Annotated in this window: 27 protein-coding genes; 2 read left to right on the forward strand and 25 right to left on the reverse strand. The window is 43.6% G+C overall.

Features of this window, described 5'->3' with window-relative positions; genetic code table 11:
- Positions 1–6 precede the first annotated feature (6 nt).
- Both eutC and F8R13_RS04215 read right to left on the reverse strand, forming a co-directional pair.
- Positions 7–879, reverse strand: coding sequence for an ethanolamine ammonia-lyase subunit EutC (gene eutC / locus F8R13_RS04210; protein WP_152832032.1), 873 nt, complete (start codon positions 877–879; stop codon positions 7–9).
- Positions 876–2,207, reverse strand: coding sequence for an ethanolamine ammonia-lyase subunit EutB (locus F8R13_RS04215; protein WP_253806319.1), 1,332 nt, complete (start codon positions 2,205–2,207; stop codon positions 876–878). Before F8R13_RS04215 ends, eutC begins: the two co-directional genes overlap by 4 nt.
- 265 nt (positions 2,208–2,472) lie before the next feature.
- On the opposite strand from F8R13_RS04215, the gene F8R13_RS04220 reads away from it, so the two are divergent.
- Positions 2,473–3,447 carry a helix-turn-helix domain-containing protein gene (locus F8R13_RS04220; RefSeq protein ID WP_152832034.1) on the forward strand — a complete coding sequence of 325 codons (975 nt, stop codon included), beginning with the start codon at positions 2,473–2,475 and terminating at the stop codon, positions 3,445–3,447.
- 10 nt (positions 3,448–3,457) lie between these two features.
- Here F8R13_RS04220 and F8R13_RS11555 read toward each other — a convergent pair whose 3' ends face one another.
- From F8R13_RS11555 to F8R13_RS11565, 3 genes are read right to left on the reverse strand one after another with little or no spacing between them, the layout of a single operon-like run.
- Entirely contained in the window at positions 3,458–4,171 is a 714-nt protein-coding gene (locus F8R13_RS11555) for a hypothetical protein (protein WP_216642583.1), read from the reverse strand.
- Positions 4,150–4,467, reverse strand: a complete 318-nt coding sequence (locus tag F8R13_RS11560) for a hypothetical protein (RefSeq protein WP_216642584.1) — start codon at positions 4,465–4,467, stop codon at positions 4,150–4,152. Before F8R13_RS11560 ends, F8R13_RS11555 begins: the two co-directional genes overlap by 22 nt.
- Complete coding sequence (locus tag F8R13_RS11565) at positions 4,454–5,086, reverse strand: MFS transporter (protein ID WP_216642585.1); 633 nt, start codon at positions 5,084–5,086, stop codon at positions 4,454–4,456. Before F8R13_RS11565 ends, F8R13_RS11560 begins: the two co-directional genes overlap by 14 nt.
- Before the next feature lie 129 nt (positions 5,087–5,215).
- Here F8R13_RS11565 and F8R13_RS04230 point away from each other — a divergent pair, with 129 nt between their 5' ends.
- The gene (locus tag F8R13_RS04230; RefSeq protein ID WP_152832035.1) at positions 5,216–5,659 is read left to right on the forward strand and encodes a MarR family winged helix-turn-helix transcriptional regulator; all 444 of its coding nucleotides are present in this window, start codon (positions 5,216–5,218) and stop codon (positions 5,657–5,659) included.
- 80 nt (positions 5,660–5,739) lie between these two features.
- On the opposite strand, the gene fliN is transcribed toward F8R13_RS04230, so the two are convergent.
- The 20 genes from fliN to F8R13_RS04330 form a co-directional block, all read right to left on the reverse strand.
- Complete coding sequence (fliN, locus tag F8R13_RS04235) at positions 5,740–6,213, reverse strand: flagellar motor switch protein FliN (RefSeq protein ID WP_024851348.1); 474 nt, start codon at positions 6,211–6,213, stop codon at positions 5,740–5,742.
- Positions 6,206–7,225, reverse strand: coding sequence for a flagellar motor switch protein FliM (fliM, locus tag F8R13_RS04240; RefSeq protein ID WP_038070662.1), 1,020 nt, complete (start codon positions 7,223–7,225; stop codon positions 6,206–6,208). The genes fliN and fliM overlap by 8 nt, the downstream gene beginning before the upstream one ends.
- Positions 7,226–7,246: 21 nt before the next feature.
- Positions 7,247–7,843: a flagellar basal body-associated protein FliL gene (gene fliL, locus F8R13_RS04245; protein ID WP_152832036.1), complete on the reverse strand. Its 597-nt coding sequence runs from the start codon at positions 7,841–7,843 to the stop codon at positions 7,247–7,249.
- Between the two features lie 29 nt (positions 7,844–7,872).
- Positions 7,873–8,853, reverse strand: coding sequence for a flagellar motor protein MotB (gene motB / locus F8R13_RS04250; protein WP_152832037.1), 981 nt, complete (start codon positions 8,851–8,853; stop codon positions 7,873–7,875).
- A gap of 29 nt (positions 8,854–8,882) precedes the next feature.
- Positions 8,883–9,734, reverse strand: a complete 852-nt coding sequence (gene motA / locus F8R13_RS04255; protein ID WP_152832038.1) for a flagellar motor stator protein MotA — start codon at positions 9,732–9,734, stop codon at positions 8,883–8,885.
- Between the two features lie 31 nt (positions 9,735–9,765).
- The gene (locus tag F8R13_RS04260) at positions 9,766–10,773 is read right to left on the reverse strand and encodes a methyl-accepting chemotaxis protein (protein WP_253806320.1); all 1,008 of its coding nucleotides are present in this window, start codon (positions 10,771–10,773) and stop codon (positions 9,766–9,768) included.
- 18 nt (positions 10,774–10,791) lie between these two features.
- Positions 10,792–12,567, reverse strand: coding sequence for a flagellar hook-length control protein FliK (locus tag F8R13_RS04265; protein WP_172967685.1), 1,776 nt, complete (start codon positions 12,565–12,567; stop codon positions 10,792–10,794).
- Positions 12,568–12,654: 87 nt separating this feature from the next.
- On the reverse strand, positions 12,655–13,104 hold the full coding sequence (gene fliJ, locus F8R13_RS04270) for a flagellar export protein FliJ (RefSeq protein WP_152832041.1): 450 nt from the start codon (positions 13,102–13,104) through the stop codon (positions 12,655–12,657).
- A gap of 11 nt (positions 13,105–13,115) precedes the next feature.
- Positions 13,116–14,456 (reverse strand): flagellar protein export ATPase FliI, encoded by a 1,341-nt coding sequence (gene fliI / locus F8R13_RS04275; protein WP_152832042.1) that lies wholly within the window; start codon positions 14,454–14,456, stop codon positions 13,116–13,118.
- A gap of 12 nt (positions 14,457–14,468) precedes the next feature.
- Entirely contained in the window at positions 14,469–15,362 is an 894-nt protein-coding gene (locus tag F8R13_RS04280; protein WP_152832043.1) for a FliH/SctL family protein, read from the reverse strand.
- Between the two features lie 3 nt (positions 15,363–15,365).
- The gene (gene fliG, locus F8R13_RS04285) at positions 15,366–16,385 is read right to left on the reverse strand and encodes a flagellar motor switch protein FliG (RefSeq protein ID WP_152832044.1); all 1,020 of its coding nucleotides are present in this window, start codon (positions 16,383–16,385) and stop codon (positions 15,366–15,368) included.
- 2 nt (positions 16,386–16,387) lie between these two features.
- Positions 16,388–18,085, reverse strand: coding sequence for a flagellar basal-body MS-ring/collar protein FliF (gene fliF, locus F8R13_RS04290; protein WP_152832045.1), 1,698 nt, complete (start codon positions 18,083–18,085; stop codon positions 16,388–16,390).
- Between the two features lie 20 nt (positions 18,086–18,105).
- A complete protein-coding gene (fliE, locus tag F8R13_RS04295) occupies positions 18,106–18,438 on the reverse strand; it encodes a flagellar hook-basal body complex protein FliE (protein ID WP_152832046.1) in 333 nt (110 codons plus the stop codon).
- A 173-nt stretch (positions 18,439–18,611) separates the two neighbouring features.
- Positions 18,612–19,997 (reverse strand): sigma-54 dependent transcriptional regulator, encoded by a 1,386-nt coding sequence (locus tag F8R13_RS04300; protein ID WP_152832047.1) that lies wholly within the window; start codon positions 19,995–19,997, stop codon positions 18,612–18,614.
- A complete protein-coding gene (locus tag F8R13_RS04305; protein ID WP_371414892.1) occupies positions 19,994–21,184 on the reverse strand; it encodes a PAS domain-containing sensor histidine kinase in 1,191 nt (396 codons plus the stop codon). The genes F8R13_RS04300 and F8R13_RS04305 overlap by 4 nt, the downstream gene beginning before the upstream one ends.
- A gap of 15 nt (positions 21,185–21,199) precedes the next feature.
- On the reverse strand, positions 21,200–22,306 hold the full coding sequence (locus tag F8R13_RS04310) for a sigma-54-dependent Fis family transcriptional regulator (protein WP_152832048.1): 1,107 nt from the start codon (positions 22,304–22,306) through the stop codon (positions 21,200–21,202).
- 111 nt (positions 22,307–22,417) lie between these two features.
- Positions 22,418–22,714 carry a flagellar protein FliT gene (locus tag F8R13_RS04315; protein ID WP_152832049.1) on the reverse strand — a complete coding sequence of 99 codons (297 nt, stop codon included), beginning with the start codon at positions 22,712–22,714 and terminating at the stop codon, positions 22,418–22,420.
- Complete coding sequence (fliS, locus tag F8R13_RS04320; RefSeq protein ID WP_152832050.1) at positions 22,707–23,159, reverse strand: flagellar export chaperone FliS; 453 nt, start codon at positions 23,157–23,159, stop codon at positions 22,707–22,709. Before fliS ends, F8R13_RS04315 begins: the two co-directional genes overlap by 8 nt.
- A gap of 36 nt (positions 23,160–23,195) precedes the next feature.
- On the reverse strand, positions 23,196–25,250 hold the full coding sequence (fliD, locus tag F8R13_RS04325) for a flagellar filament capping protein FliD (protein ID WP_152832051.1): 2,055 nt from the start codon (positions 25,248–25,250) through the stop codon (positions 23,196–23,198).
- Positions 25,251–25,472: 222 nt separating this feature from the next.
- Positions 25,473–25,727, reverse strand: a 255-nt coding sequence (locus tag F8R13_RS04330) for a flagellin (protein ID WP_253806321.1), incomplete at its 5' end; no start/stop codon positions are given.

Raw genomic sequence — 25,727 nt, forward strand, 5'->3', positions numbered from 1 at the left:
TGAACGCTATTTATCTAACGTATTAACTAAAAAATTTCCGGTATCGGACGAATGTTCGATCACCTTTTCATCACTTCGGTCTTTCAAGTTCACCCCTGACAACTTCAGCCGCTGTGACTCTTGCAGTAAAAAAAGCGCCCGCTTTGCCGCTTCTTTGTAGTTCAGCCCTTTCGGGCGAATGTTTGAGATGCAATTTCTAAATGCATCGGTTAACCCAACATGAGGGTTCCAGGTTAAATACAACCCCAAGCTATCCGGTGAACTCAAACCAGGGCGCTCACCTACCAAAACCAGCACGGCTTTTGCATTGAACAGCTCACCAATTTCATCACCAATAGCAACACGCCCTTGTTTCACAATGGTGATAGGGGCTAGCGTCCAATCTTGCTGCGTTTCATTTGACATCAGATCCAATAACGCCTGTAAAAACGGCAAAGTATTGGTTTCAATCGCTTTAGATGAAAGCCCATCCACAACAGCAATCGCCAAGTCGCACACCAACCCCTGATTACTTCCGCAGTGTGCTTCCATATAGTTTTTTGATTCTTTACTCAGCCTTCTTCCCAAATCTGGACGCTGAAGGTAAATAAACCGATCAGAAGCCTGGCTTTGAACAATTTCGATGGTTTTGGAAACCAATGTACTTTCAAGTTGTTCTAAATCTTGCTGTAACTTATCAATATCCAACGGCTGATGAACCGCATCTTTGGCTTGTGCATGAGACAATTGAAACTCTAAAAGCTCTTTGGTTGGGATGCTGACACCAGCACGTCCAAGCCCGATTCTCGCTTGCGTAAACTGCTGTAAAACCTTCCATGGGTTTTCGGTAATGCCATCCCCATTAAACGCTTGGTTGTTTGAAAAATTGACCTTACTCATTGCAACAGCCCCTTGAGAGACCCTGAAAACTTACTGGGAACTTCTGAAGACAACAGGTATTTATCGGTGTCAGTAAAGACTTCCATATCCTTAAGCCATTTTTGAAATTCTGGCGCGGGGTCCAACCCAAGCACTCTACGAACGTAAAGCGCATCATGAAAAGAAGTGGTTTGATAATTGAGCATGATGTCATCGGAGCCTGGAATGCCCATCACAAACGAACAACCTGCCACGCCTAATAGGGTTAGCAGGTTATCCATATCGTTCTGGTCGGCTTCTGCATGGTTGGTGTAACAAACATCACACCCCATCGGCAAACCTAGCAGTTTTCCGCAAAAATGATCTTCCAGCCCCGCTCTTGTAATTTCTTTTCCATCAAACAAGTATTCAGGTCCTATAAACCCAACCACGGTATTGACCAATAACGGTGAGAACTTTCGGGCAACTGCATAAGCTCTTGTCTCACAAGTTTGTTGGTCAACACCATGATGCGCATTGGCGGACAGAGAGCTGCCCTGCCCAGTTTCAAAATACATGACATTCTGACCAACAGTTCCTCTGTTCAGAGATAATGCAGCTTGCTGTGCCTCTTCTAAAATATTCAGGTTAAATCCAAAGCTACTATTCGTTGCTTCCGTACCGCCAATTGATTGAAATACCAAATCGACGGGTGCGCCCTTTTCAATCGCTTCCATGGTGTTGGTTACATGGGTTAAGACACAAGATTGCGTTGGAATTTGGTACGACTGAATGACTTCATCCATCAACTTCATCAAGCGTGTTGCCTGAGCAACGTTATCGGTTGCCGGATTGATACCTATAACCGCATCACCATTTCCATAAAGCAGACCATCAAAAATACTGGCGGCAATTCCGTTTAAGTCATCGGTTGGATGGTTAGGTTGTAATCTGGTTGACATTCGACCTGGCAAACCGATCGTGCTACGGAATCCGGTAGTGACATGGCACTTGTGTGCGACCATAATCAAATCTTGGTTACGCATAATCTTGCTAACGGCCGCAGCCATTTCCGGGGTAATACCAGCGCGAATCTTTTGTAAAACTTCCGGCGTAACGGCATCGCTCAATAACCAGTTCCTGAAATCCCCTACCGTCAAATGGGAAATGAGTGAAAACGCTTCAGCATCATGTTCATCTATAATCAATCGCGTAACTTCGTCTATTTCGTAAGGAACAAGCGCCTCGTCCAAAAAAGTCTTGAGAGGCAGATCTGCCAATGCCATCTGTGCAACAGAACGCTCCACGGCAGAATTAGCCATAACGCCCGCGAGTCTATCGCCCGAACGAGCGGGCGTAGCTTTGGCCATAAGGTCTGTTAAGTTTTTAAAATGATATGTCTGCTGACCCAACACATATTTGTAAGCAGTACTCATTAATTGCCACACTCCATCTTTGAATGCTTCTTGTTTTTAGTTAGGAATAAAGATTGCTTATTCAGTTGTTAAGACAGACAGCCAGAAGCATTCCTTGAGACTATCAAGTTTTGGCAAACTTAAAAAAGACTTTAAATATCAGACATTTAAAATGCATTTATAACGACATTTGATTTATAGAATTTTGGATTCGATAAATATGGAATTTACAAAGCACCAAAAGAATACGCTTTCCGCACTCAAAAAGTGCGTGATAGAGACGGTGGATATTGATCATCAAGCAGACAGTTTGACGAATTGGTCACAAGAATATGCTCAGATCAGTAATGGGAAATTCTATGGTCGTACTGATAAAATCGAAAGCGATCACGTCCATATTTTTCAAGAATATACCAGCAACGCGTTACACCAGGATTGCCAACTCTGGTCGAATGCCATTTGGTTTGGTATTCCCTTTCAAGATCAGAAGGACAGTAGAATTAACGGGCAATTAATCAGCAAAGATACCATTGCATGCCATGTGGGGGATCAAGAGTTTGAGTTAGTAACACCTGAAGACTTTTCTATCTATGGGGTTGTATTGGAAGAAACTGTTTTAAAATCCATCGCCGAGAAACAAAGCGTCGACTTGCTGAGCAGTCCACTTTATAAATCTCTCCAGTTCCGCGTTACTCCAGAACAAAACTTGCTACTTCAAGCGTTGCTTAAACGTTTTATGATCCAGTCTGAAAAACATGTTATTTCCGAAAAAATCAAACAAGACTTTCTCGTTACTGCCATTATTAATGCATTACCTGAGGAGCTAGGCGGTACTTCTAACCTCATTCCCAGCTATCAACACAGAAAGGCAGTGGTTGATAGAGTCAAAGCTTACCTGAATGAATGTCGAAATGATGTGCCCGTTACCATTACCGAACTGTGTGAAATTGCCTATGTGAGTCGCCGAACACTCCAGTACAGTTTCGAAACTATACTGGGCTGTAGTCCACTCAAATTTTTGAGAACCATGCGTTTGAATCAGGTTAGGCGTGCTTTAAAAGAAGCCAAAGAAGATCAATCTATTGCTGATATTGCCTCTTATTGGGGATTTTGGCATGCAGGACAATTCAGCAAAGACTACAAGCAGCTTTTTGGTGAAACCCCTTCCGAAACGACCCATCGCTTTCACCGTTAATAGAATATTTTCAAACCAACTGCACTGAACCATGAACAAAAGAGCTTTTGTTATCCCGAATCAATTCCAGCGCCTTAACCTCGTCTTCCATGCCTTTAGGCAGCATCACATAGTCTGGCTTGATTTTGTGAAGAATAGCTTTAAGACTGTCATACAGGCGTACCTTTGGAGACTCAATCACTTCACCTTCCGCATCAATGCCTTTATCTTCAAAGCGACGTAACGCTTTTTTCAAAAGCTGTTTTGATGCTTCGTAAGATTCCGACTCGGCAATGTCTTCATCAAACACGTCATAGGTATGAATATACGCAACGTGAACGAATAACTGCCGACTCTTGGCTTGTTCAATAGCTCTAGCCAATAATGGTTGCTCTGCCCTATCGAAAGTAACCAGAAGCAATTTCCCTTTCCTTTGTTGCCCCGCTATAGCCGTTTCATGAATGGTATTTTCGATATAATTTTCCGCAAACCTTCCCAATGAAGCTCTACGAATAAATAAAATACTCGGCGCAATAATCAATGCAATTGCAGCAATGATAAATGCCCATTGACTACCGAAATGTTGTGCAACCAAAGGAGCTGAAAAGGGGGCTATCACCCCTGAAAACCAACGCACAAAATTATAGCCCGCAGAAGCAACATGTTTTTCAACCTCGGAAACCTCCAAAGCCATCTCGGTATAAACCGTATTACAAATACCAATCAACGCACCGGAAACAACCACCGATATGATAATGTCGGTCTTACTGCCAAAGGCAATAGCAAAAAGCTGAAGGTGAGAAGTATTGCAAACAGGATTTGAAGCCCACTGAATCGCATTTGTAACTTGGGAGCGACAATCACTGAAAACAATGCCAGTAAAACGCCCCAGCCGAAGAAAATCATCCCTACCGCATGAGCGGACATATCTAACACAAAAGGTACAAAAGCCAGCACCGTAAAAAAAGCATAGTTATAGAAAAAGGCACTGGAAGCCGTCGTCAAAAGTCCACTATGACCCAATGCTTTAATAGGATCCAATATGGATGTCTTTTTGACAGGCAACGGCTGCTTCGGCAGCCAAAGCCAAATGGCAATAAAACCTATCGTCATTAAAACCGCTGTGCCAAAGAATGGATAACGCCACGAATGCGCGCCGAGAAACGCCCCCCAATAATGGCCCAGCGGAAATACCCAGCCCGAGCGCCGACTCATACATCAAAATTGCAGCCACGGTTCCACCACGAGAGGATCCGACGATAACGGATAATGCCGTCACAACAAACAATGCATTACCAAAGCCCCACCCGGCACGAAAGCCTACCAATTCGGCTACTGAAGATGACATACCAGATAAAGCCGAAAAAACAATAATGAAAAATGCGCCCAGCAGTAATGTCTTACCCCCTCCTATACGACTGGAGATAAATCCGGTAAAAATCATCATCACGGAGGTGACGAAAAAATAACTGGTAAACAATAAAGAAACTTGTGTCGGCGTTGCACTTAACCCTTTGGAGATGGATGTCAAAATCGGGTCAACCAACCCTATCGACATAAAGCCCACTACAGCAGCAAATGCCGTTGCCCAAACTGCCTTGGGCTGATTGAGAAAGTTAGGCCCTTTTGAGGTTAGACCGGATGAAGCTTCACTAGACATGTTCATACCCTAAAAACTTAATATCTGTATAATACAGATTATAATTTATTTTCTACTGACTGAACAACGTAAAATTTCAGTGCCGATATTTGATATATTGAATTTGAAAGAAAACGAAAAGGAATTGCTTTGACACCTGATCAATATTTATCCGCGGAATCATTAGAACAAGAAATGGCGCTACTAATGCGTTTACTGGAAGCCTTGAACAGGAGGCGAAACTACCCTCTTGAACGCTCCCACTACTTATTACTACTACAGGTTCAGGCAGAAGCCAAGAAAATCAATGACCTCGCCGCCATCCTTGCCTTGGACGCAACAACCGTAACAAGACAGGTCTCGGCAATGCAGTTGAACGGTTTGGTTACGAAGGAAAGTGACCCATCAGATCGACGTATTACCTGGGTGACGTCGACAGAAAAAGGGAGAACGCTCGCCACTGAAATGCGCGAAATTCGAATCAAGCGAATCAACGAAATGTTTAAGGACTGGACGCCGCAAGACAAAGATACTTTTTCTAAAATGCTTGGGCGATGTAACGAATCTTTGTATAACCGCTTAGCGGAAATGTAACCCCCAACCTGGCAGATTTTAGTGTTTTTCAGACAATAAAAAAGCGGCAATTGCCGCTTTTTTATTCACTATCAGAGAAGTTATTTAAGCTTTTTGATTCGCTCTTGTGGGCTAACCACATCCGTTAGACGCACACCGAACTTATCATTGATAACCACCACTTCACCGTGCGCAATCAATGTTCCGTTTACCAACAAATCCAAAGGCTCACCAGCCAAACGGTCCATCTCAATGACCGAACCTTGCGTATAAGAAAGCAGGTTACGAATCGAGACTTTAGCACGACCGATTTCAAGCTGAAGCGTTACCGGGATGTCGAGTAATACATCCAAATCAACCTTCTCACCACCTTCTCCACGCCCTTTCTCAAGCGCATCAAAAGAAGCTGCGTCAATATCACCTTGCGCACTTGCATCAACTTCTGCTTGCTCAGCTAAAGCACTTCCCCAAGGATCATCTTCAGCAGATGAGGTTTCACCAGTCGATGAACCTTCAGCGTCAGCTTGTTCTGATAGCGCATCACCCCATGCGCTCATATCATCTTCTTCACTCATCGTACCATTCCTTCATGTTTTCTATCATTTTCTCCGAATAAGCAGGGTGACGAAGAATTTCTTCCACTTTCACCGCTTTTTTATCATTGCTTTCACCCAGTTTTCCTTTTAGAAAAGCAATACCCTCGGCTTTAACAGCGACTCTTTCCGGCATTTCAATCGGAATGATGTCTCCTTTTTCCATCTTCATCAGATCATCCATGTTCATCTTCAGCTCAGCCAAACTAACCGAAATATCAATTTCGATGTTTTTCGCTTCTTCCTTAAGCGTACGAGACCAACGGTTATCTGATTCACCTTGCAGGTTAGACATCCCTTCTTCAAGTTTGTCTCTAACCGGCTCAAGCATGGCATAAGGCATGACAATATCGACACGACCTTCAACACCTTCAAAGCGAACATTAATCGGACTTACTACGATCATGTCAGTCGCTTCAACAATACTGGCAAACTTCGGATTCATTTCTGAGTGCATGTAATCGATTTCGATATCCATTACAGGCCCCCAGGCCTTACGCAAGTTTTCGGAAGAAATATCCAAGATACTTCTAACCATACTCATCTCAACAGGGGTATATTCACGCCCTTCTATCTTGAATGGTAAAAGCCCTGTACCACCAAAATAGATATCCACCGCGGTAAAAATCAATTTCGAATCGAGCGTGAACAGAGACACGCCGTTCAAAGGATTGATACGATAAATGTTCAGACTGGTCGGTACAAAAAGGTTTCGAAGATAATCAATCATTTTGATGATTTTCACTTCACCAGCCGTCACCTCAACGCTCGACATAATCATCTCGTTAAAATGACGCTGAAACCCTCTCGCAAACCGCTCATTGATAATATCCAATGCCGGCAAACGACCACGAACAATTCTTTCTTGGTTGGTAAAGTCATAGACTTTGGCAGACGTCGCTTCGGAAGCATCATCATCTTCCGTATCAATGTCGCCACCGCCCATACCCCTTAATAGGGCATCGACTTCGTCTTGACTTAATATATCTTCCATTTCTTTAAATCCAGTTCTCTATTACTGCATTACAAAACGATCAAAATATACCGCTTCAAGCAAATCAGGATAAATATTGTTTTTTTCCAAATCCGCTTTGGCAATTTTCAAAATCTTATCAGCCAAAACCTGCTGCCCGTTATCCTGGTTCAACTCGGTGTAAGTCTGAATTCTCAACATCGCCGTAATGTCATTTCGCAGCATAGGGCGATAGTTTTCCATGTCTTTTACCAACTGAGGGTAATGCGTCATGAATTTAATGGTGACCGCTAGGAATTTAGCTTGTCCCTGACCTTTGAAGTTCACAACAAAAGGTTCCATCGCAAAATACTGCGGTGCAGCGCCTGGCTCTGGTGGATCATACTGTTTGTACTTCGGAGAATAACTACGGACAATACCGTCTTTCACTTCTTCTTTTGCATCTCCGTGTTCAGCAGATGCGTGTTGTTCAGCGGCTGCTGAATCTCCGCCACCTTCATGGTTTTTGGATGTCAGAAGGAAAAAGGTTAACACCCCAATCCCGATTATCAGCAAAATCATTACCACCAAGAGAATGATAATAATGCCTTTGCCACCACCCTTTTTCTCTGTCGCTTCTTCTTTTGCTTCTTCCGCCATAGCTTTTCCCTTATTGCTTTACAACCAAATTAATGTGATGCCGGTGTGCCGGTCACTGGAGGAGAAATAGGTTCCTGTACCGGATTCACCTGTGGTTTGGTGGCATCCGTCGTTGTTTGAGTTTCCGGAGATTTTGATAAATCTTTTGACAAATCTTCTACCCCCGGTGCGTCACTCAGACTTTTCAGCCTATCTTCCGCTTCCTTGTTCAAGACGACAATACTTATACGTCTATTCCGTGGATTATACGGATTTTCCTTATCAAATGGCACCGTATCAGATAACCCGACTACTTGTGCGATTTTTTTAGGGTTTACCCCTCCTTCAATCAAAAGTCGTCTTGCTGCATTGGCTCTGTCGGCAGACAACTCCCAGTTGGTATAGGCTGCATTCGAGTGGTAACTCGATGAATCCGTATGCCCCGCTATACTGATTCGATTTTGTGTTTTTGATAGCACCTGACCAACTTGTTCCAGCAACTTCGCAGCATAGTCTTTAGGCAAATCAACCCCTGACTCAAACATGGGCTTTTTGCGATCATCAAGAACCTGTATTTGCAATCCGTTCGGCGTCAAATCTATCTTTAACTGGTTCTTCAAATCCTTCAGTTCGGGGCTTTGATCAATTTTCTGATCAATTTGTTGCTTCAAATCCAACATTTGAGCCGCTTCGGCTTTCTTTTCTGCGGCATCGATTAGCTTGCCATCATCTTCCGAATGTTGTGGCGCGTCCTTGAAGCCGCCCATATCAATAACCGAATTAGAGCTTTGTCCTGCTTCCTTGGATTTCACCAACACATTTGGTGAGGCTTCAATGACGCTTGGATCACGAAAATATTCAGCCATCGCCTTCATTTCGTCGTCATTGACACCACTCAATACCCATAGCATCAAAAAGAACGCCATTGCCGCCGTCATAAAATCGGCGAATGCGACCTTCCATGCGCCACCATGGGCACAGTGCGGGCATTTTGTCAGGCGTTTTATAATTATTGACTGTTCATCAGCCATAGGTCTTGTCCCAGTTTAATCAGCAGCCTCTATTTTAAGGTTTGCAAGAATTCATCCACTTCCTGGAAGTTAGGTCTATTGACTCCAGGGACGGCTTTTCTGCCGAATTCAATCGCGATTTGAGGCGCATAACCATTCAAGTTTGCCATCAAACACGCCTTAATGGTGCCGTAAAAAGCGCCCTCATCATTTGCTCTGTTGGCCAAATCCGCTGAGATCGGCGCAACAAAACCGTAAGCCGCCAAAATACCGAGGAATGTCCCTACCAATGCCACAGACATATGATGGGCAATTTCCAACGGTCCTGCATCCAAGTAACTCATCGTAACGATAATCCCCAATACCGCGGCAACGATACCGAAACCAGGCAAAGCTTCTGCTACTTTCCCGATGGCTTCAGATGGTGCCAACGCTTCGTGGTGATGCGTATCCATCTCAAGATTCATCAAGTCTTCTAACTGATAAGGGTTACTTGCCCCGGAAATCATCAATCTCAAATAGTCACAAATAAAGTCGACAACATGATGATCCGCCATAATCTTTGGTGACGAATTAAACAGCTCACTGTCATGCGGTTCTTCAACATCCGCTTCAATCGCCATCAACCCTTCTCTTCTTGCTTTGTTGAACAATCTGAACATCAACCCCAACAATTCCATATAGGTGTCTTTATTGTAGGGAGACGGTTTTGCAAGCCCCAAAGCCGCAGAGAAACTCTTTTTAATGACCCAACCCGGGTTCGCAATAATGAAAGCACCAAATGCACTACCACAGATAATCACAACCTCTAATGGTTGAATCAGGATACCAAAGCTCCCGTGAGGTAAATAACCTCCCAGAAGACATCCTATTACCACCAGTGTGCCGACAATTGCTTTCATTTAGAAAATCCCGTTAACTCAATCTTTTAGTTTAAATTTCCGCGACCGCTTGTTGTAACTCTGTCTGAACTGATTTCAGTTTATCCAACTGTTCATTAATATCACACAGTAGTTCATTAACGTTCGCAGCTTGGGATCGAGTCAATTCCACTTTGTCCTTCCCGTTGCTCATTACTTCAACCGCATTACGGGCACGTTGTTGTAGCTCCTCAATAATGCCTTGAATTTCAGTTGTAGCCTGTTGTGTTTTCCCAGCTAACAGACGTACTTCATCGGCAACAACAGCAAAGCCTCTTCCATGTTCACCTGCACGTGCTGCCTCAATTGCCGCATTTAGCGCCAATAAATTTGTTTGCTCTGCAATATCTCGAATCAGTACCAATACCGTTCCGATATTATTACTGTCTTCTTCAAGCTTGATAATAACGCTTGATGCTTGGTTGACTTCCTCAGTCAGCCCCCCAACTTCTGAAATAACCTTAGAAGCGGAATCCATCCCTATTTTGGTTCCTTCTCCCATCTTCGCAACCGCATCAGAAAAATCGTCGGACAATTCTACCAATTTTGCACCAACTTCGGCATCCATACTGGGTTTAGCTTCCAACGCTTGATTTTGCTGCTGACAAAAAGCAATCGTATCATTCAAAGATTCGATCTCTGATTGCAGGTTACTGATCTTAGCGTTTGCTTCATTCAATGCTTCATCTTTTTCAGAAACCTGTGTTTGAAGCTTTACCATCAATTCGTTGATGGAAGACAGCAATTTCGGATCAGAAGAGGATGACGTTACTTTTGAAGAGTAGTCAGACTCAGAAACCACTTTGTTAATGTTCGCAACCAGTTCAGACTGATCACAAACGCCCGCGCGGTTACACCAAAATAAGTAAACCAGTGCTCCGGCAATTACTGCCGCGACGATAACGGCGATAATAACAATGCCCATAGTCGATTGTCCTAACATCTCTGAACCTCCTGCATAGGCCGTTGGCAAAAAGGCCATAGCGGCTAAGCTAAAACAAAACTGTATAAAACCTTTCATAACACTCATTCCTTTCGGCTATGCATAATAATCAATCAAACCATCGGTTTGTTTGACAATAATCGGCGTGCTTTCATGTTCACTTTCATCTGAAAGAGACTGCCCGAAAGCATTGCCTTGTTGACTTCCTTGTTCATTATTCTGTTGTTGCGCTTCAAACTGACTATCTTGGTTCACGTCTATTGAACCTAGGTCAATCCCGGCCGAATCAAACATTTCTCGCAATTTTGGAATAGCTGCTTCCATCGTTTCTTTAGTCATATGATGGTGAGCCGACATCGCAACATGAACTTGCTGATTCTTATCTAGGTGTAATTTTATTTGAACAGGGCCTAATTTTTCAGGGTTTAACGTAATTTTTGCTTCCTGAACTTTGTTATTAGCCATATAAACCATACGCTGACCTAATGCCTGGCTCCACTGTGGAGAGCGCAGTGAATAAACGATTCCCTGCATACCTGGCGGTAATTGCGCTTTGTTGTCAAACCCTAGGCTGCCTAGAAGCTTTGATGAATCCGCAGTCGTTGAGCCTGCATTCATAGACAAATCATTGAAGTGCTTCACGGCTGCTTGTTGCACTGCCGATTGATGGGCTTGCATCTGAGACTGCACAAATTGATTCAACAAGTTGCTCTGGGATGACTGATTGCCTTGCCCATTTTGAGAAAAACTTTGCTGCCCACCACTTTGTTGTCCTGCTGAACTATCAGAGCTTGACGTTGTAACGCTAGATGCCGTACTGGTAGTGTTTGCAGCAGGGTTAGCATTAGATGCCACTTGATTCCCAGTGTATTGAGAAGCCACTGCCACCTGTGATTTATCGGTAGCAGGAGTCGTTGTCGTTGCAACTTGAGCAGTAACCGTTGGGTTAGGGTTAGCATTGACCTTTTGGCTGTCAACGGTGCTTGGTTGTACCGTGGTAGAACTTTTATCTACGTCCTTCACCTCTTGAACTACAGGTGCGGAGGCAGCAGTTTTACTCACATCCTCAACGGTTTTCATATCAGTTGCCAATGGCGCTGCATTTGGCGCTACCGAGGATTCAGCTTTTGCATTATCTGCCGGAACCTGAACCGGTGACGTAGCTTCTGCCAGTTTGACATCTGTCCCAGTTACTTTATTCTGATTGGTGGTCGCATTTTCAACCCCAACCGTTTTTACATTAGCTCGCTTATCATCACTTGGTGAGGACTCTTCATCTACCGAAGAAGCCGTTAATGGGGTACTGGCAGCAATACTGCTTGCAACTGTTGCTACATTTTGTGCGCTCGAAGCACCAGATGCTTCACCCTCAACATCTGAAACATCCGAAGCGCTATCTGCTGTTACGGATGATGTTGAGGGCAAAGTCGCATTACCATCCGTTTGCATAGGTACATTCGCAAGGACATTTGTATCGGTTGCGTCTGTACCATCAGATGTATCGCTTGAAGGTTGAGCAGAAGTCGCCTCATCAGTTGATGTTGAAACAACTGGTGTCGAACTGCTTTTAGAAACTGTTAAAGGCGTGCCTTTCAAAGAAAGCTGGGGCAGTACATCATCTAGTGCCTTTTTCACACTCTTACTATCGCGTTCTTTGGTTTTTTTGTCTGAAGAATCTTGGTCTGCAGATGCAACCGCCTCTTTACCCTTATCAGCCCCAGCCGTGTGCTTCTCAACTGATTTATTAGAAGGATTGCCAGCCATTAATAAGGCAAATGCATTAGAGCTCTTAGGCAAAGTTTGCCGCTCGACATTGCTTGTCTGGGACTCTTTTTCGGAAATGGCATTTAATAGGCTAATTTGTCCATTCATAAACATGCTCTTTGCAATTGAGTTGGTGATTTTATCCATGTCAAAGCAACTAGCAAGCCAATTTCACAAAATATTGGGGAAACGAGATTAATCATCCGATTGGTTACTGAGAAAAAACTGTCTTCCACTCAGATCATCAAGAATTTTTTGTTCAGCCTTATCCATTTTAACATCATGATTTTTTTTGAGTTTTTCGTAAAGTTTAACCAACGCTTGCTCCCGGGTCTTGAATTCAATCCAGGATTTTTCTGCTTCATCTGCTGCCTCATTAAGGCGCGCTACCTCTTCGGTCTGCTGATCAATTGCCGTATTGAGCTTGTCCAAAAAAGCTTGGGTGGTATTCAACTGTTGTAAAGTCGTCGATTCTCTTCGAGTTAGTTGCTGAATGTAGTCGACTTGATAAGACTTTAATGAATCGATCTGGTTCTGATGCAAAGCAATCTGTTGCTGAATTCCCTTCAGGTAAGTTGATGCTTTTTCAAGGTCGCCTTGCGCAAGTTCGACCAATTTTTTCATTCTTGCCAAACGTTTTAACATTGAAAATTACTTTATAAAACAACGGATTTTAAGGATTGAACACTTTCTTCAATTGTGTATTTTTCACTAATATCTTGAGAAAGGAATTGATTAAAAATCGTATGTTTGGCTATCGCCAAATCAATTTCTCTGTCACTTCCTTGACGATAGGCACCAACGTTAATCAAATCAATATTTTTCTGATAGTTGGAATATATCTGTTTAAAACGACGTGCCACACTGATTTGTTCCTTAGGAACAATGTCAATCATCAAACGACTAATCGAAGACTCTATATCGATTGCCGGATAACGGCCTGAATCGGCAATATCTCTTGATAAGAGAATGTGCCCATCCAACACCCCTCTTGCCGAATCCACAACTGGATCGACATGATCATCCCCTTCAGCCAACACGGTATAAATTGCCGTTATTGAACCGCCATTCTCAAAGCCATTACCCGCTCTTTCCACCAATTGCGGTAGCTTTGCGAACACCGAAGGTGGATAACCTTTACTGGCAGGTGGTTCACCTACGGCTAGGGCAATTTCTCGTTGAGCCTGCGCAAAACGCGTTAAAGAATCCATTAACAACAACACTTTTTTGCCTTTGTCCCTAAAGTACTCGGCAATGGCCGTTGCCAACATGGCTCCATGCATTCTCATCAAAGGAGAAACGTCCGCAGGGGTTGCAATCACGACTGCTCGTTTTAATCCTTCAGGCCCCAAATTATTCCTTACAAAATCATTTACTTCTCGGCCACGTTCGCCGATTAAACCGACAACGACAATATCGGCTTCGGTGTAGCGAGTCATCATTCCCAAAAGTACACTTTTACCAACCCCTGTGCCCGCCATCAAACCAACACGCTGTCCTTTGCCAATCGTCAATAACGCATTGATTGCTTTAATGCCGACATCAAGCGGTTCTTCGATAGGACTACGCTCCAAGGGGTTGATTTTTCTACCATGGAGTGGAACACGATCCTCGCACACAACTGGCGACTTACCATCCAATGGTTTCCCTGTTCCATCCAATACGCGTCCCAACATCGCTTCGCTGACACCGACCTTAATGCCACCGGGTATCGGTGTCACTTTTGCACCAGGCTCCAAGCCTTGTACATCACCAATCGGCATCAAAAATAAACGATCGCCATTGAACCCGACCACTTCAGCTTCGACATCACCATGAGATTGAGACTGAATTTGGCATCTAGAACCAATCGGTGCAAAAGTTCCTTCAACTTCAAGTGTCATTCCAACACTTCGAGTCAGTCTCCCTTCTACTTTTAGAGGGGAAACATCAGGAATCTGCTCAATGAGTTCTGTGGTTTTATGGGATAGGTATTGGTTGAAAAGCTGTTTAAGCATGCCATCTTCTCTCTATAGGTTAGGCGAAGAAGATGTTTCGTCTGCGGTTTGTTCTTGATGAGTACTTTCTGGTGACGTTTGAGTATCAGGTGAAGTCTTAGCTGGCGCGTCCTCTGAAGTAGGAGTTTCTTCTGGTTCTGAAAGTTTTTCTGCTATGGCATAAGTTTCTTCTAACAGCGTTTCCAACTGCTCTCGCCAATCATTCACCAAAGTTGATGCATTCTGTTTGACCTTGCAGCTGCCTGTAGGAATGTTTTCATCCGAAATCAGCACCCAGTTGGTACGAGAATCTTCTGCATAAGTTTCCACAATTTGTTTATCTTCGGGATTCAAATGCACTTCTATTGGTTCAACTTCATTTGGAAGACGTTCAACGGATTTTTTTACCGCTTCAAGAACCCAATCTTCATGTTGTGCAATTTCCTTCTCAACTACTTTTTTAGCAATTTCAATCGACAACGCAGCTAACTGTGCAAACACTTGCTCCGTTATACGCTGATAGGGGGTAACCATGAACTCTGCAAGTTCTTGCAAAGATTTGACTTGGGGTACTAAACGTTCTTCTGCTTCTTTTTGGGCTTGGCCTTTGCCTTCTAATCGCCCAGCTTTGACGCCTTGCTGGAAACCTTCCTCATAGCCTTTTTTCTGGGCTTCTTCGAAGGCTTGTCTTTTAATCAATATGGATTGTTCACGAACTTGAGGTTCCACTTCTTTGCGAAGCTTCTCCAACACATCATCGCGCATTTTTTGATGCTCTTGTTTTGCCTGCTCTTCCAGATTGGCAAACTTCCAAGCTTTTACCTCGGGAGCATTGAAAGCATCCGAACTGATAACGGTCGCTTGAGGAAGGTCTTCTTGCTCATCAAGGTTTGACGACATACCTTCCTTTTCAGTCTCCATTGACATAAATTATACAAACTCCTCACCACCGCCTGGCATAACGATTTTATCTTCATCTGCCAAACGTCTAACCGTTTGAATAATAGATCTTTGAGCATCTTCAACATCGCTGAGTTTGACTGGACCACTCATTTCCAGCTCTTCTTTCAACATTTCAGCCTGACGTTTAGACATATTGCCAAGGAATAGATCAATCATATTTTGATCCGCACCTTTCAATGCAACCTTAAGTACTTCATTCGGTACTTCGGCAAGAATTGTTTGGATACCACGAGGTTCGATACCACTAATATCTTCGAAGACGAACATTTTGTCTTGAATGGCTTTACTGATATCTTCATGTTCAACCGCAATCTCATCCAATACACGCGAGTCAATTCCACTCCCAACGAAGTTAAGGATTTCTGCGGCTTTTTTCTCACCACCAATCGTTGCCAATTTACCACCCTCACCGTCACTGGAAGCGTTTTGAATAACATCATTCAAATCAAATAGTGCTCTAGGCTGAATAGTCGTTAACGTAGCGATACGATACACAATTTCAGATTGGAAACGCTCAGGCAGCCCTCTTAGGATTTCAGCAGACAGTTCTGGATCAAAGTAAGACAAAACAATCGCCGTTACCTGAGGATGCTCATTACGAAGCATATTGGAGATGGTAGACGGATGCATCCACTTCAATGCTTCCAAGCCCTTGATTTGATCACCCAACATCGCAGCATCCATCAAACCGCCGCCGCCGTCGCCCAATGCATCCACCATCAGAGACTGTGCATATTCGGTTGGGTTAACGCCCAGAGCATCTTCCCCTAACTCATCCATAAAATCATGCATGACATAGTGGATGTCGCTGTGCGAAACATCCGTCACACTCGTCATCGCCGTACCGATTTGCTGAACTTCTCTAGGGTTCAAATGCGCCAATACCTTAGAGGCCGTATCTTTACCCAAAGCCAACAGTAGAATGGAAGCTTTCTCCAAACCTGTCAGTTCTATTTCATCAACTTCTTCAATATTTGACTTAGGCATGATTACTTACCTTTTTCCGATGGTTTCATCCATTGCTTAATAATATGCGATGCCACTTTCGGGTTGGCTGCGACAATGGCTTTGACTTTCTCGATAATTTCTTTCTCTTCTTGAGACTCTTCCTGCACTTCTTCAGCGGTCGCTTTGACCTCTTCATTCATTTGTTCAAGCGCTTTGGAAATCTCGTCTGCATTTTCCAGTTCTTCATCTTCAAGAGGAACATTTTCCAAGTAGTCGGTAAAGACTTCGTCTTGTTTCGACAGGTCTCTCAACATAGGACGAATCACACCGAAGATAATGATCAGCACGGCAAGACCCGCAAGCACTTGTTTTACCAAATTCCAGAACCATGATTGCTCCCAAATCTTAGGCACTTCATAAGACTGTTGGACTTCTGGGGCAAAGGCAGCGTTTACAATGCTCAGTGTGTCACCGCGAGTTTCATCAAGCCCGACAGCATCACTCACCAACTGACGATAACGCTTCAATTCATCTTCTGTCAGCGGTTTCTTGCTTGTCTTACCATCGGCATCCACATCTGTCTTGTCATCTATGACCACCGCAACAGAAAGGCGTCTGATTGAACCCACCGCGTTTTTGATATGAGAAACCGTCCGGTCAAGTTCATAGTTCTTAGTAGTTTTTTCTTTTGAACTTTGAACACCACCGGAAGCACCAGACCCTTTATAACCTGTTTCAGGCGCTACACCTGCTCTAGGAGGTTGGTTGGTTAAGGCACCAGGAATTCCGCCTGGATCAGGCTTATTGTTTACTTCTTTGATTTCTTGCTCAGAACGAATGGCTTCTGGATCAGGCTGATAGTTTTCTCTTGTTTGCTCTTGTTGAGTGAAATCCATCTCTGCCGTCACTTGAGCACGGACTTTATGATTCCCGCCTACAATCGGAGACAACAACTGCGTAATTCTGCGTGATAAGGTATCTTCAATTTGTCGTGTATAGGCCAATTGTTTCAGGCTAGTACTCATACCACCGATTTGTTGGTCACTCGTCAACAAGTTACCTTGCTGGTCTACTACTGTCACATTTTTAGGCTGTAAGTTAGGTACACTTGACGACACCAAGTAAACAATTGCGTTTACCTGCTCATCGCTCAAGCCACGACCTGGATAAAGCGTCACCACAACCGAAGCAGTAGCTTCTCTCTGCTTTCTGACAAAGACAGAACGTTTCGGCAGCCCCAGCATGACTCTCGCCGACTTCACGGAATTAATCGTCTCAACAGACTTAGCCAGCTCACCTTCTAGTGCTCGGTGATATTGCGTGGTTTCTTTAAACTGAGAAATCCCGTAGCCTTGATCTTGATCTAGGATCTGATAACCCGTTGGGGCTTGTTTAGGAAAACCTTGAGCGGCAAGCTTAAGACGCAATGAGTGAACAATATCATCCGGTACCAGAATCGCACCGGAGCCTTCGTCTAACTTGTAAGGGACTTTTTCTTGATCTAGCGTTTGAATGACTTCGGTTAGGTCTTTGGCGTCCATACTGCCAAATAGAAGCGTGTAGTTTTTCGCCTGAGACCATAAGACAATCCCTACCGCTAGAGAAATAGCGGCTGCCAGCGCTATGACAAGGCTAACTTGTTTAGCAACGGACAAAGAGGTGAGGTTTTTAATGAGAGTCGATGCCGCTGACGGTTTAACCGTATTCAAGTTTGAATCCATTACAGGTTGTTCAGCCATCGACTACAGAATCCTTGTAATTAAATCGGCATGTTCTTGATGTCTTTATAAGCTTCTACAAGTTTGTTACGAACCTGTGTCATTGCTTGAAAAGACAAACTAGCCTTCTGTGCCTGAATCATGACTTCTGTCAAATCAACTTTATCACCGCGCTCAAAAGCATCTTTCAACTCGGAAGCTTTATTTTGCTGTTCAGCTACCGCATTCACAGATTGGGACAGAAGGTCGGCAAAATTTTCCGCACTCTTCGTGCCTGTCGCTTGTTCGGCTGGCTGCGCAGATTTGGATGCAGCTTCAGAAGCAAGTGCTCGCATTTGCATCATTAAGCTTTGCGTATCAATTGTTTGACTCATTCTTTCAACCACTCCAGTGTCTAAAATCAGCATATTTGAGTCATTCTATCTCAAATAAACCAACCGTCAATTTCTTTCAATTATGACACAATTCAGCAATTGACATGCCAAAAAAGTGTCAAATTTCCGACTTCAAAAATCTGCCAGGTTGGGGGTTCCCGGCAAATATTGAATTACATGACTTCCAAACCTTGTTCTTTGAATCTCGCCAACTTGTATCTAAGCGTTCTAGGACTGATATTCAAAGCCTCTGCCGTTTTTTGCCTATGACCACCATTGGCTTTAAGCGTTTCTAAAATCAGTTGCACTTCTCGCTCTTTCAAATCCATAGACATCGGCTCTGACTCTGACAGTTCGTCCATTTCGGGCTCTTCTTGTACAGACGCTGTTTTTGGAGCTTCATAGACCTCCGCCGGGGCAGTCGGCGCATATCTAGGAACATCATCCAATAGAATATCGTTCTCATGAATGGTGTTACCAGACATCACTACCAGAGCGCGCTGAATAACGTTATCCAGCTCACGGATATTGCCCGGCCACGGATACTGTAAAAGTGCTTTCATAGCCGGTGCGGACATCATGGGTTCAACGCGATTATTGCCACAATGTCTTTGCAGCAGCCTTTCAGCAATCGCGGCTATGTCTTTAGGACGCTCTTTCAACGAAGGCAATTTAATTGGGAATACATTGAGTCGATAAAAAAGGTCTTCGCGGAAATCGCCATTCATAATGGCTTTTTTCATGTCGATATTGGTGGCACTCAACACTCTGACATCTAAGTCCACAGACTTCAATCCACCGATTCGTTCCACTTCCCTTTCTTGCAATACGCGCAACAACTTGGCTTGCAAATCGGCTTTCATTTCACCTATTTCATCAAGGAAAATCGTCCCGCCCTGCGCTTGCTCGAATTTCCCAGGCATGGATTTCAGTGCACCGGTAAAGGAACCTTTTTCATAACCAAACAGAGTGGCTTCCAACATATTTTCAGGAATGGCTGCGCAGTTAATGGCAATAAATGGCTGATCTTTTCTTTTGGAATTGTTGTGAATAAAGCGCGCCAGCACTTCTTTACCGGTACCGCTTTCTCCCGAAATCATGACACTGGCCTCACTGTCTGCGACCTTTTGTGCCATGGCCTTAAGCTGTATCATCGCAGGGTCAGCGGTTACAAAATCTTCAGTACTGGAAGCATCACGATAAAAGTAGGCTTTGGCTTTTTCGACAAGAATGTCGGCTTCAAATGGCTTCAAAATATAGTCGACGGCTCCGGATTTCATTGCTTCTACCGCCTGTTCAACCGTGCCGTACGCGGTCATCAGCACAATCGGTAAATAGGGTTTGATCGCACGAATGCGTTTCATCAACTCATAACCGTCCATCGAACCATCCATACGAATATCCGAGAACACCATCGCTATCTCATCATCCAAAGCGACTAGAGCATCCTGCGCAGAGCTCACCGCAACGACTTCAAATTTGTTCAGCTCAAGCGTATCAACGAGAGCCTCTTGAAGTTTGCTGTCATCTTCGACAATCAATATCTTTGCAATCGTCATGCAGCCTCCTTCGTTTGAATCAGTGGCAGTCTAATACCAAATGTCGCCCCTTTTCCTTGAACGGACATCACCCATGCTTCACCGTCATGCGCCTCTGCCACTGCACGCACAACCGCCAACCCCAAACCGGTTCCCTGAGCACGACTGGTATAAAAAGGCTCAAAAACCTTATTCAATAATGTTTCGTCAATTCCGGGGCCACGATCCGAAACTCTAATATCCACCATTTCTCTTTGGCCCTCTGTTATTTTTCTAACATCCACTGTGATATTGGCATGCTTATGTACAACATCTATCGCATTTATCACCAAATTCTGCAAAGCTGTCAAGAGCGCATCCGTATCGCCAACCACATACAATTCTTCAGAAATTGTTCCAAAGCGTATTTCACTTTCTGACTGTTCTATTCGGCTTTCTACTGCGTGTTTAACATTTTCAATCAATTCGGCAATCTGAATTTTTTTGTCATGAACACGCCCGCCTTTCGCATATTGCAACATGTCTTTTATCAAGTTTTCAAGGTGATGCAAGCTTTTCAAAGACTTGTCGACAAACTTTTGGCGTTTATCATCATCCAGTTCATCAGAATCCAACTGTGAGACATAAAGCAACGCTGAGGCTAAAGGCGTTCTGATTTGGTGTGCAAGTGAGGCTGCCATTTCCCCCATCGAACTCAAACGCTGGTAACGGCTGATATGCTGTTGCAAATTGCGCGCATCAGTCACATCTTGTATCAACAGAATCTTTCCGACCGGCTGCGTGGACTCCCCTTGAGTTTCCGAGAAGGTCAATAAAGACTCTGAAAGCTGGTAGGCCATACGGTTATGGGTTAATAATGTCCCGGCATCATCTTGCATCAAAAAAGCATTCCGAACCACAACATCCCATTGTCTACCAATCGCATCACGACCAAGTATGGCGATGGCTGCCGGATTAAGATCAATAATCTTTTGATCCAAATCCAAAACAATAACCCCAGCAGGTAAAAGGTTTAGAAGCTGCTCAAGGCGTTCACCAACCCTTTGTTTCTCTCGATCACTTTCCGCCAGTTTTGCCTGCAAATCTTCAACTTGATTCTGTAAAGACTCATAGGCTTGGGTCAATTGCGAAGACGTTTGATTAAACAGCTCAAAAGCTGCTTCTAATTCGGCTAACCGTTTTTGTTCGAGTTCTGTATTTTCAGACACACATGACTCTTAAGTTTAGAGGTTAAATTTGCGAATTTTTTCAACCAACGTTGTTCTGTTGGTCTGCAAGAGTTTTGCTGCCTGCGAGACATTGCCATCTGTTTGCGCCAGCGCTCTTTGGATCAGTTGAACTTCCATTTCAACCAAATAAGACTTTAAGTCCAAACCAGACTCTAAGTCAGGAATGCGACCTAATCCATTCCCGGAAGCAGCTTCATCAACCCCCGAAGACTCGGTGCTGCCGTTGGATTGATCAACATTAGACTCAGATTCGTCACCTACGGTAGCGGTGGCTTCATTTGGGGTAATTAGCGAAGTATCACTTACCCTAATCAGGGAGGCATTGTCTTTCAACTCAACTTGGTACTTTTCAGGTAGGTCATCATAATCGACCGTGAGACCAGGAAACAGAATCGATAACCTTTCAGCAAGGTTGCCAAGCTCTCGAACATTTCCAGGCCAAGAGTAGTTTTGTAATGCAATCATCGCCCTTTCGGAAATGATTGGTATCTCTCGATTCATCCCTTTAATTTTCTGGAACATGAACTCGAATAGGTCTGGGATGTCTTCTGGACGCTCTCGTAATGCAGGCATCTCAATAGGAAAAACATTCAAGCGGTAAAACAAATCTTCCCTAAACTTGCCTTCGGAAATATTGTCTTCCAAATTTCTGTGTGTAGCCGCGATGACGCGAACATCACACTCAAGGCTTCGTGTACCGCCTACCCGTTCATAAATACGTTCTTGCAACACTCGCAACAGCTTCACCTGCATCGGTAAAGGCATATCACCAATTTCATCCAGGAAAATCGTACCTTTCTCAGCCATTTCAAAACGCCCTTTTCGAGCAGTAATCGCACCGGTAAATGCGCCTTTTTCATGACCAAACAACTCGGACTCTAAAAGTTCGCCAGGGATAGCACCACAATTAATAGGGACAAATGGCTTATCTGATCGAGCTGAAACCGTATGCAAAGATTGTGCGACGACTTCTTTACCTGTACCTGATTCACCGAGAATAAGAACTGTGGCATCTGTTTTCGCCACTTGAAGAATGAGTTTTTTGACTTTCTGCATGGCTGGCCCATTGCCAACCAAAGAGGTTAAAAGTTCTTGAGACATCTAGTCGCCGTTCCGTTTTCGACATTCCCTACTTTATAGCGGTTTTTTCGCGGGTTGTCAAAAATTTGGCACGATTTTTAAATGAAAAGAATGATCTTAGAAACTTTAGGGTTATTTTAGGTAGCTATTCATTGCTTTTTGCTGCTGAATAACGCGTGAGAAATTGCTTTCTATTTCCGACATACGACTTTTGATAAGCCCTTGGATTTTATCGACGTCACCAATCAACTCCACCAAAATATTTGCCAAAGCCTCGGCATCTTCTTGCGGAGTGATATCAACGAAACATTTGCCGATTTCTTCTTCCCAAACAGGATGAAGCGCAATGAACTCTTCCCATTCTTGATTTTCGGCATGCATAAGCATCAGCTTGGAGTGATGCAAGCACTGTATGACTTGACTATCCACGACTGGCCTTCATCTTTTTCAGGTTTTCCAGTTGATCTTTGGTTGCAGACTTCATGTTGTCCGGCATCAAATTCCAACTATCGCGTAAATTGCGAATCAAATCCATCACATCTGCCAATGCTTCTAAATCGTTTTTGAAACTGACATGCAACAGTTTTTGATTGATATAACCATAAAGTTCAGCGTAGTTATTGGCAACCTCTCCGCCGTTTTCCATATCAAGTCCACTGCGTAATGTACCAATGATAAGAATAGCGCGATTCAAATTATGTGCTTTGGACTCATAGTCTTTACGCTCTATAGCCCCTTTCGCATTTGCCATGGTTTCAAGCGCGCCATCATATAACATTGAAACCAGTTTATGAGGAGACGCATTCTCTAAACCCGTTTCCAACGAAGTTTGTTGGTATTGGCTTAGAAACTTCTGTTTCATCAATGGATTCATAATATTTCCCTTGGTTATTCTGGCTATTTACTTATTTTATTTTTTACTACCGCTACTTAACAAACTCGCCAATGAATTTGATAAAGACTGCTTAGTGTTATCCAACTGATTTAGAAGTGCTTGCAACGCACCAAACTGCGTTTGATAACGCGTCAAAATCTGATTATAACGGTCGTCTACTTTCGTTTGTTGCTCTTTAATATTGTCCAATTTCTCTTGAATATTAGACAACCGTGTTCCAATCAACCCAGTTGAAGAATCTGTCATATCAGCAAACAATTTAGTTAGCTTGTCTGCATAACCACGGTTGAAAGTAAGCGTGCCTCTTGCCCCAGTTTGAGAACCATCAACAGTAAACTCAAGCCCTTTCGGAGAACCTGCCAAGATACTGTTGATGGTAACATCTTGCCCTTTACCCAAGAAGGTGTAAAAAGTGCCGTTTTGTTCAAGTGAACCTTGAACATCTTGCCCCGTTACCTGAGAAGTTACAGCTAAACCGGTTACCCCTGAAGTTAACAGTGTTCCACTATCCAAAGACAGTGTTGACGTTGAACCATATTTGTCTGTATTAATTGTGAACGCTTGAGTTGCTGAGTCGTACTGAACCGAAACACTACTACCACCTGACTTGACTGCCCCATCGTTATTGATAGCTGTCGCAATAGCCGTGGCCAAATCGTTTGGCGTGTAAGTACCCGCAGCCAATGTCAAAGTAGAAGAACTCGTTCCATCCACACTGACTTGCAACGTGTTGTTGGTGTTGTCGATAGTAATGTTGCCGCCGCCTGTCGAACCACCAGTGATTGAGGCTTGTGCCGCAGCAACGTTTACCGTCAGGTTATAAGTACCTTCAACAGTATCTGTTGTTGAACCTTTATAGGTAACAAGATTATCTGTCGCATTCGCACTTGCAGCAAACAACTTACCAACAGCATCTGGACTAGTTGCCAATGCATCTGAAAGCTTGGCTTTATCTAAACTCAAGGTTCCATCAAGGTTAGACGTAATACCGATATCTGCCATCGATTGAATCGAACCGGACAAACCAGGAATAGAGTCAATCATTGCCTGGCGAATCTGGTTTTTGATATCTCTTAACGCTGGGTCACCTTTTAGCGCACCAGTCTGATCTCCTTGAACCGGATCTCCGTTCGCATCAGTAGGAGGCGCATCATAAGAGCCTAAGGTGCCAAGGATGTTGTCCAATGAATTGTAAAGGTCAACAAAATCCGAAATGTTTTGATCCAACTTACTGGTATCGGAAGAAATCTGCAATGTTTTGGTCTGGCCAAGATCAGCCCCCTTCAAGTTCAAAGTGACACCATCAATGACACCTGCAATATTGTTTGATGCATTCGTAATGGTCAAACCATTCAAGACAAAAGTTGCATCTTGTGCAGGCACAGTTTCATTCATATTGGCATTAACCAATTGAGACAGACCACTGGCATCGGTATTGTTACCGTCTGTATCACCTGAAACACCAATTGTAATTTGATTACTCGCCCCAGTTTGCGAAGAAGCAAATACAAGTTTATAGCCCGTTCCAACATTAATAACAGAAGCCGTTACACCAAGCCCTGCGGAGTTGACTGCGTCTCTAATCCCCGTCAGAGTGTCATTGGTTGAGTCAATCGTGATATTAGTGGTTGAACCACCAACCGTTAAGCTTAACGTTCCTTGACCAATTGCCGTATTCGCTGAAGAAAACGCCGTTTGCGTGGCAAGTGTTTGTGCAGTTGCCAAGTTCTGAACTTCAATCTGGTAGGTTGAGTTTGCAGGTGCGCCGGTTACCGTCGCATCTACTACGCTAGAATCAGAAGAGACAACTGATTTTTGCTGAAAATTTGAAAAGTCAGTTAATGCCGAAATTTGAGAAGAAAAACCCTGTAATGCTTGTTGCAAGGTGTCATAACCGTTTTTCTCGGTTGTATATTTGGTGTTTTCACTATCCAAATTCGCTCTTTGCGCTGCTACAGATGCGGTCGCCAACGTTTTTGACATAGTGGTTACGTCAAATTTGTTGAGCCCCAAAGAGTTTAATATACTTGCACCAAGTTCACTATTTGTTGGTGTAGTTGATGTGGTCATAATTTTTCTCCAGTCTCAAAGCGTTCAAGTTTTACAACTTAACCGAGCTGTTCGTTGTTTTATGTTGTTTTATTATAGCTCTTGATGATTAAATCGGCCAACTGAGCAATAACTTTAAACAAAGAAGAGACTTTTCAAGATTTATTCATAGTTAGAGAAAAGCCTCTAACAAATTATGCGCCAACTTAAACAAAAAGCCCCTATCCGGGGCTTTTGTTTTTGTTATTTCAACAGACTTAGAACGTTTTGTTGCGATTGGTTCGCTTGCGACAACATACTCATACCTGCCTGTTGTAGGATCTGAGTTCTTGCCAAGTTCGCACTTTCTGTCGCAAAGTCTGCATCTTCAATTCGGCTTCTTGCCGCCATGATGTTTTCGTTTACGTTTTTCAAGTTCGATACGGTGTAGTCCAAACGGTTTTGTACCGCACCGTACTTCGCACGTGTCTTCGCAATTGATACCAACGCACCATCTAC

It is taken from the genome of Hydrogenovibrio sp. JE_KL2 (assembly GCF_009296185.1).
Lineage (GTDB): Bacteria > Pseudomonadota > Gammaproteobacteria > Thiomicrospirales > Thiomicrospiraceae > Hydrogenovibrio.

Bases quoted from the DNA above. Each gene is read 5' to 3' on its own strand.
- eutC (WP_152832032.1), bottom strand. From the start codon at position 879: ATGAGTAAGGTCAATTTTTCAAACAACCAAGCGTTTAATGGGGATGGC.
- F8R13_RS04215 (WP_253806319.1), bottom strand. From the start codon at position 2,207: ATGGCCAAAGCTACGCCCGCTCGTTCGGGCGATAGACTCGCGGGCGTT.
- F8R13_RS04220 (WP_152832034.1), top strand. From the start codon at position 2,473: ATGGAATTTACAAAGCACCAAAAGAATACGCTTTCCGCACTCAAAAAG.
- F8R13_RS11565 (WP_216642585.1), bottom strand. From the start codon at position 5,086: ATGTCTAGTGAAGCTTCATCCGGTCTAACCTCAAAAGGGCCTAACTTT.
- fliN (WP_024851348.1), bottom strand. From the start codon at position 6,213: ATGAGTGAAGAAGATGATATGAGCGCATGGGGTGATGCGCTATCAGAA.
- fliM (WP_038070662.1), bottom strand. From the start codon at position 7,225: ATGGAAGATATATTAAGTCAAGACGAAGTCGATGCCCTATTAAGGGGT.
- fliL (WP_152832036.1), bottom strand. From the start codon at position 7,843: ATGGCGGAAGAAGCAAAAGAAGAAGCGACAGAGAAAAAGGGTGGTGGC.
- motB (WP_152832037.1), bottom strand. From the start codon at position 8,853: ATGGCTGATGAACAGTCAATAATTATAAAACGCCTGACAAAATGCCCG.
- motA (WP_152832038.1), bottom strand. From the start codon at position 9,734: ATGAAAGCAATTGTCGGCACACTGGTGGTAATAGGATGTCTTCTGGGA.
- F8R13_RS04260 (WP_253806320.1), bottom strand. From the start codon at position 10,773: ATGAAAGGTTTTATACAGTTTTGTTTTAGCTTAGCCGCTATGGCCTTT.
- F8R13_RS04265 (WP_172967685.1), bottom strand. From the start codon at position 12,567: ATGAATGGACAAATTAGCCTATTAAATGCCATTTCCGAAAAAGAGTCC.
- fliJ (WP_152832041.1), bottom strand. From the start codon at position 13,104: ATGTTAAAACGTTTGGCAAGAATGAAAAAATTGGTCGAACTTGCGCAA.
- fliI (WP_152832042.1), bottom strand. From the start codon at position 14,456: ATGCTTAAACAGCTTTTCAACCAATACCTATCCCATAAAACCACAGAA.
- F8R13_RS04280 (WP_152832043.1), bottom strand. From the start codon at position 15,362: ATGTCAATGGAGACTGAAAAGGAAGGTATGTCGTCAAACCTTGATGAG.
- fliG (WP_152832044.1), bottom strand. From the start codon at position 16,385: ATGCCTAAGTCAAATATTGAAGAAGTTGATGAAATAGAACTGACAGGT.
- fliF (WP_152832045.1), bottom strand. From the start codon at position 18,085: ATGGCTGAACAACCTGTAATGGATTCAAACTTGAATACGGTTAAACCG.
- fliE (WP_152832046.1), bottom strand. From the start codon at position 18,438: ATGAGTCAAACAATTGATACGCAAAGCTTAATGATGCAAATGCGAGCA.
- F8R13_RS04300 (WP_152832047.1), bottom strand. From the start codon at position 19,997: ATGACGATTGCAAAGATATTGATTGTCGAAGATGACAGCAAACTTCAA.
- F8R13_RS04310 (WP_152832048.1), bottom strand. From the start codon at position 22,306: ATGTCTCAAGAACTTTTAACCTCTTTGGTTGGCAATGGGCCAGCCATG.
- fliS (WP_152832050.1), bottom strand. From the start codon at position 23,159: ATGAATCCATTGATGAAACAGAAGTTTCTAAGCCAATACCAACAAACT.
- fliD (WP_152832051.1), bottom strand. From the start codon at position 25,250: ATGACCACATCAACTACACCAACAAATAGTGAACTTGGTGCAAGTATA.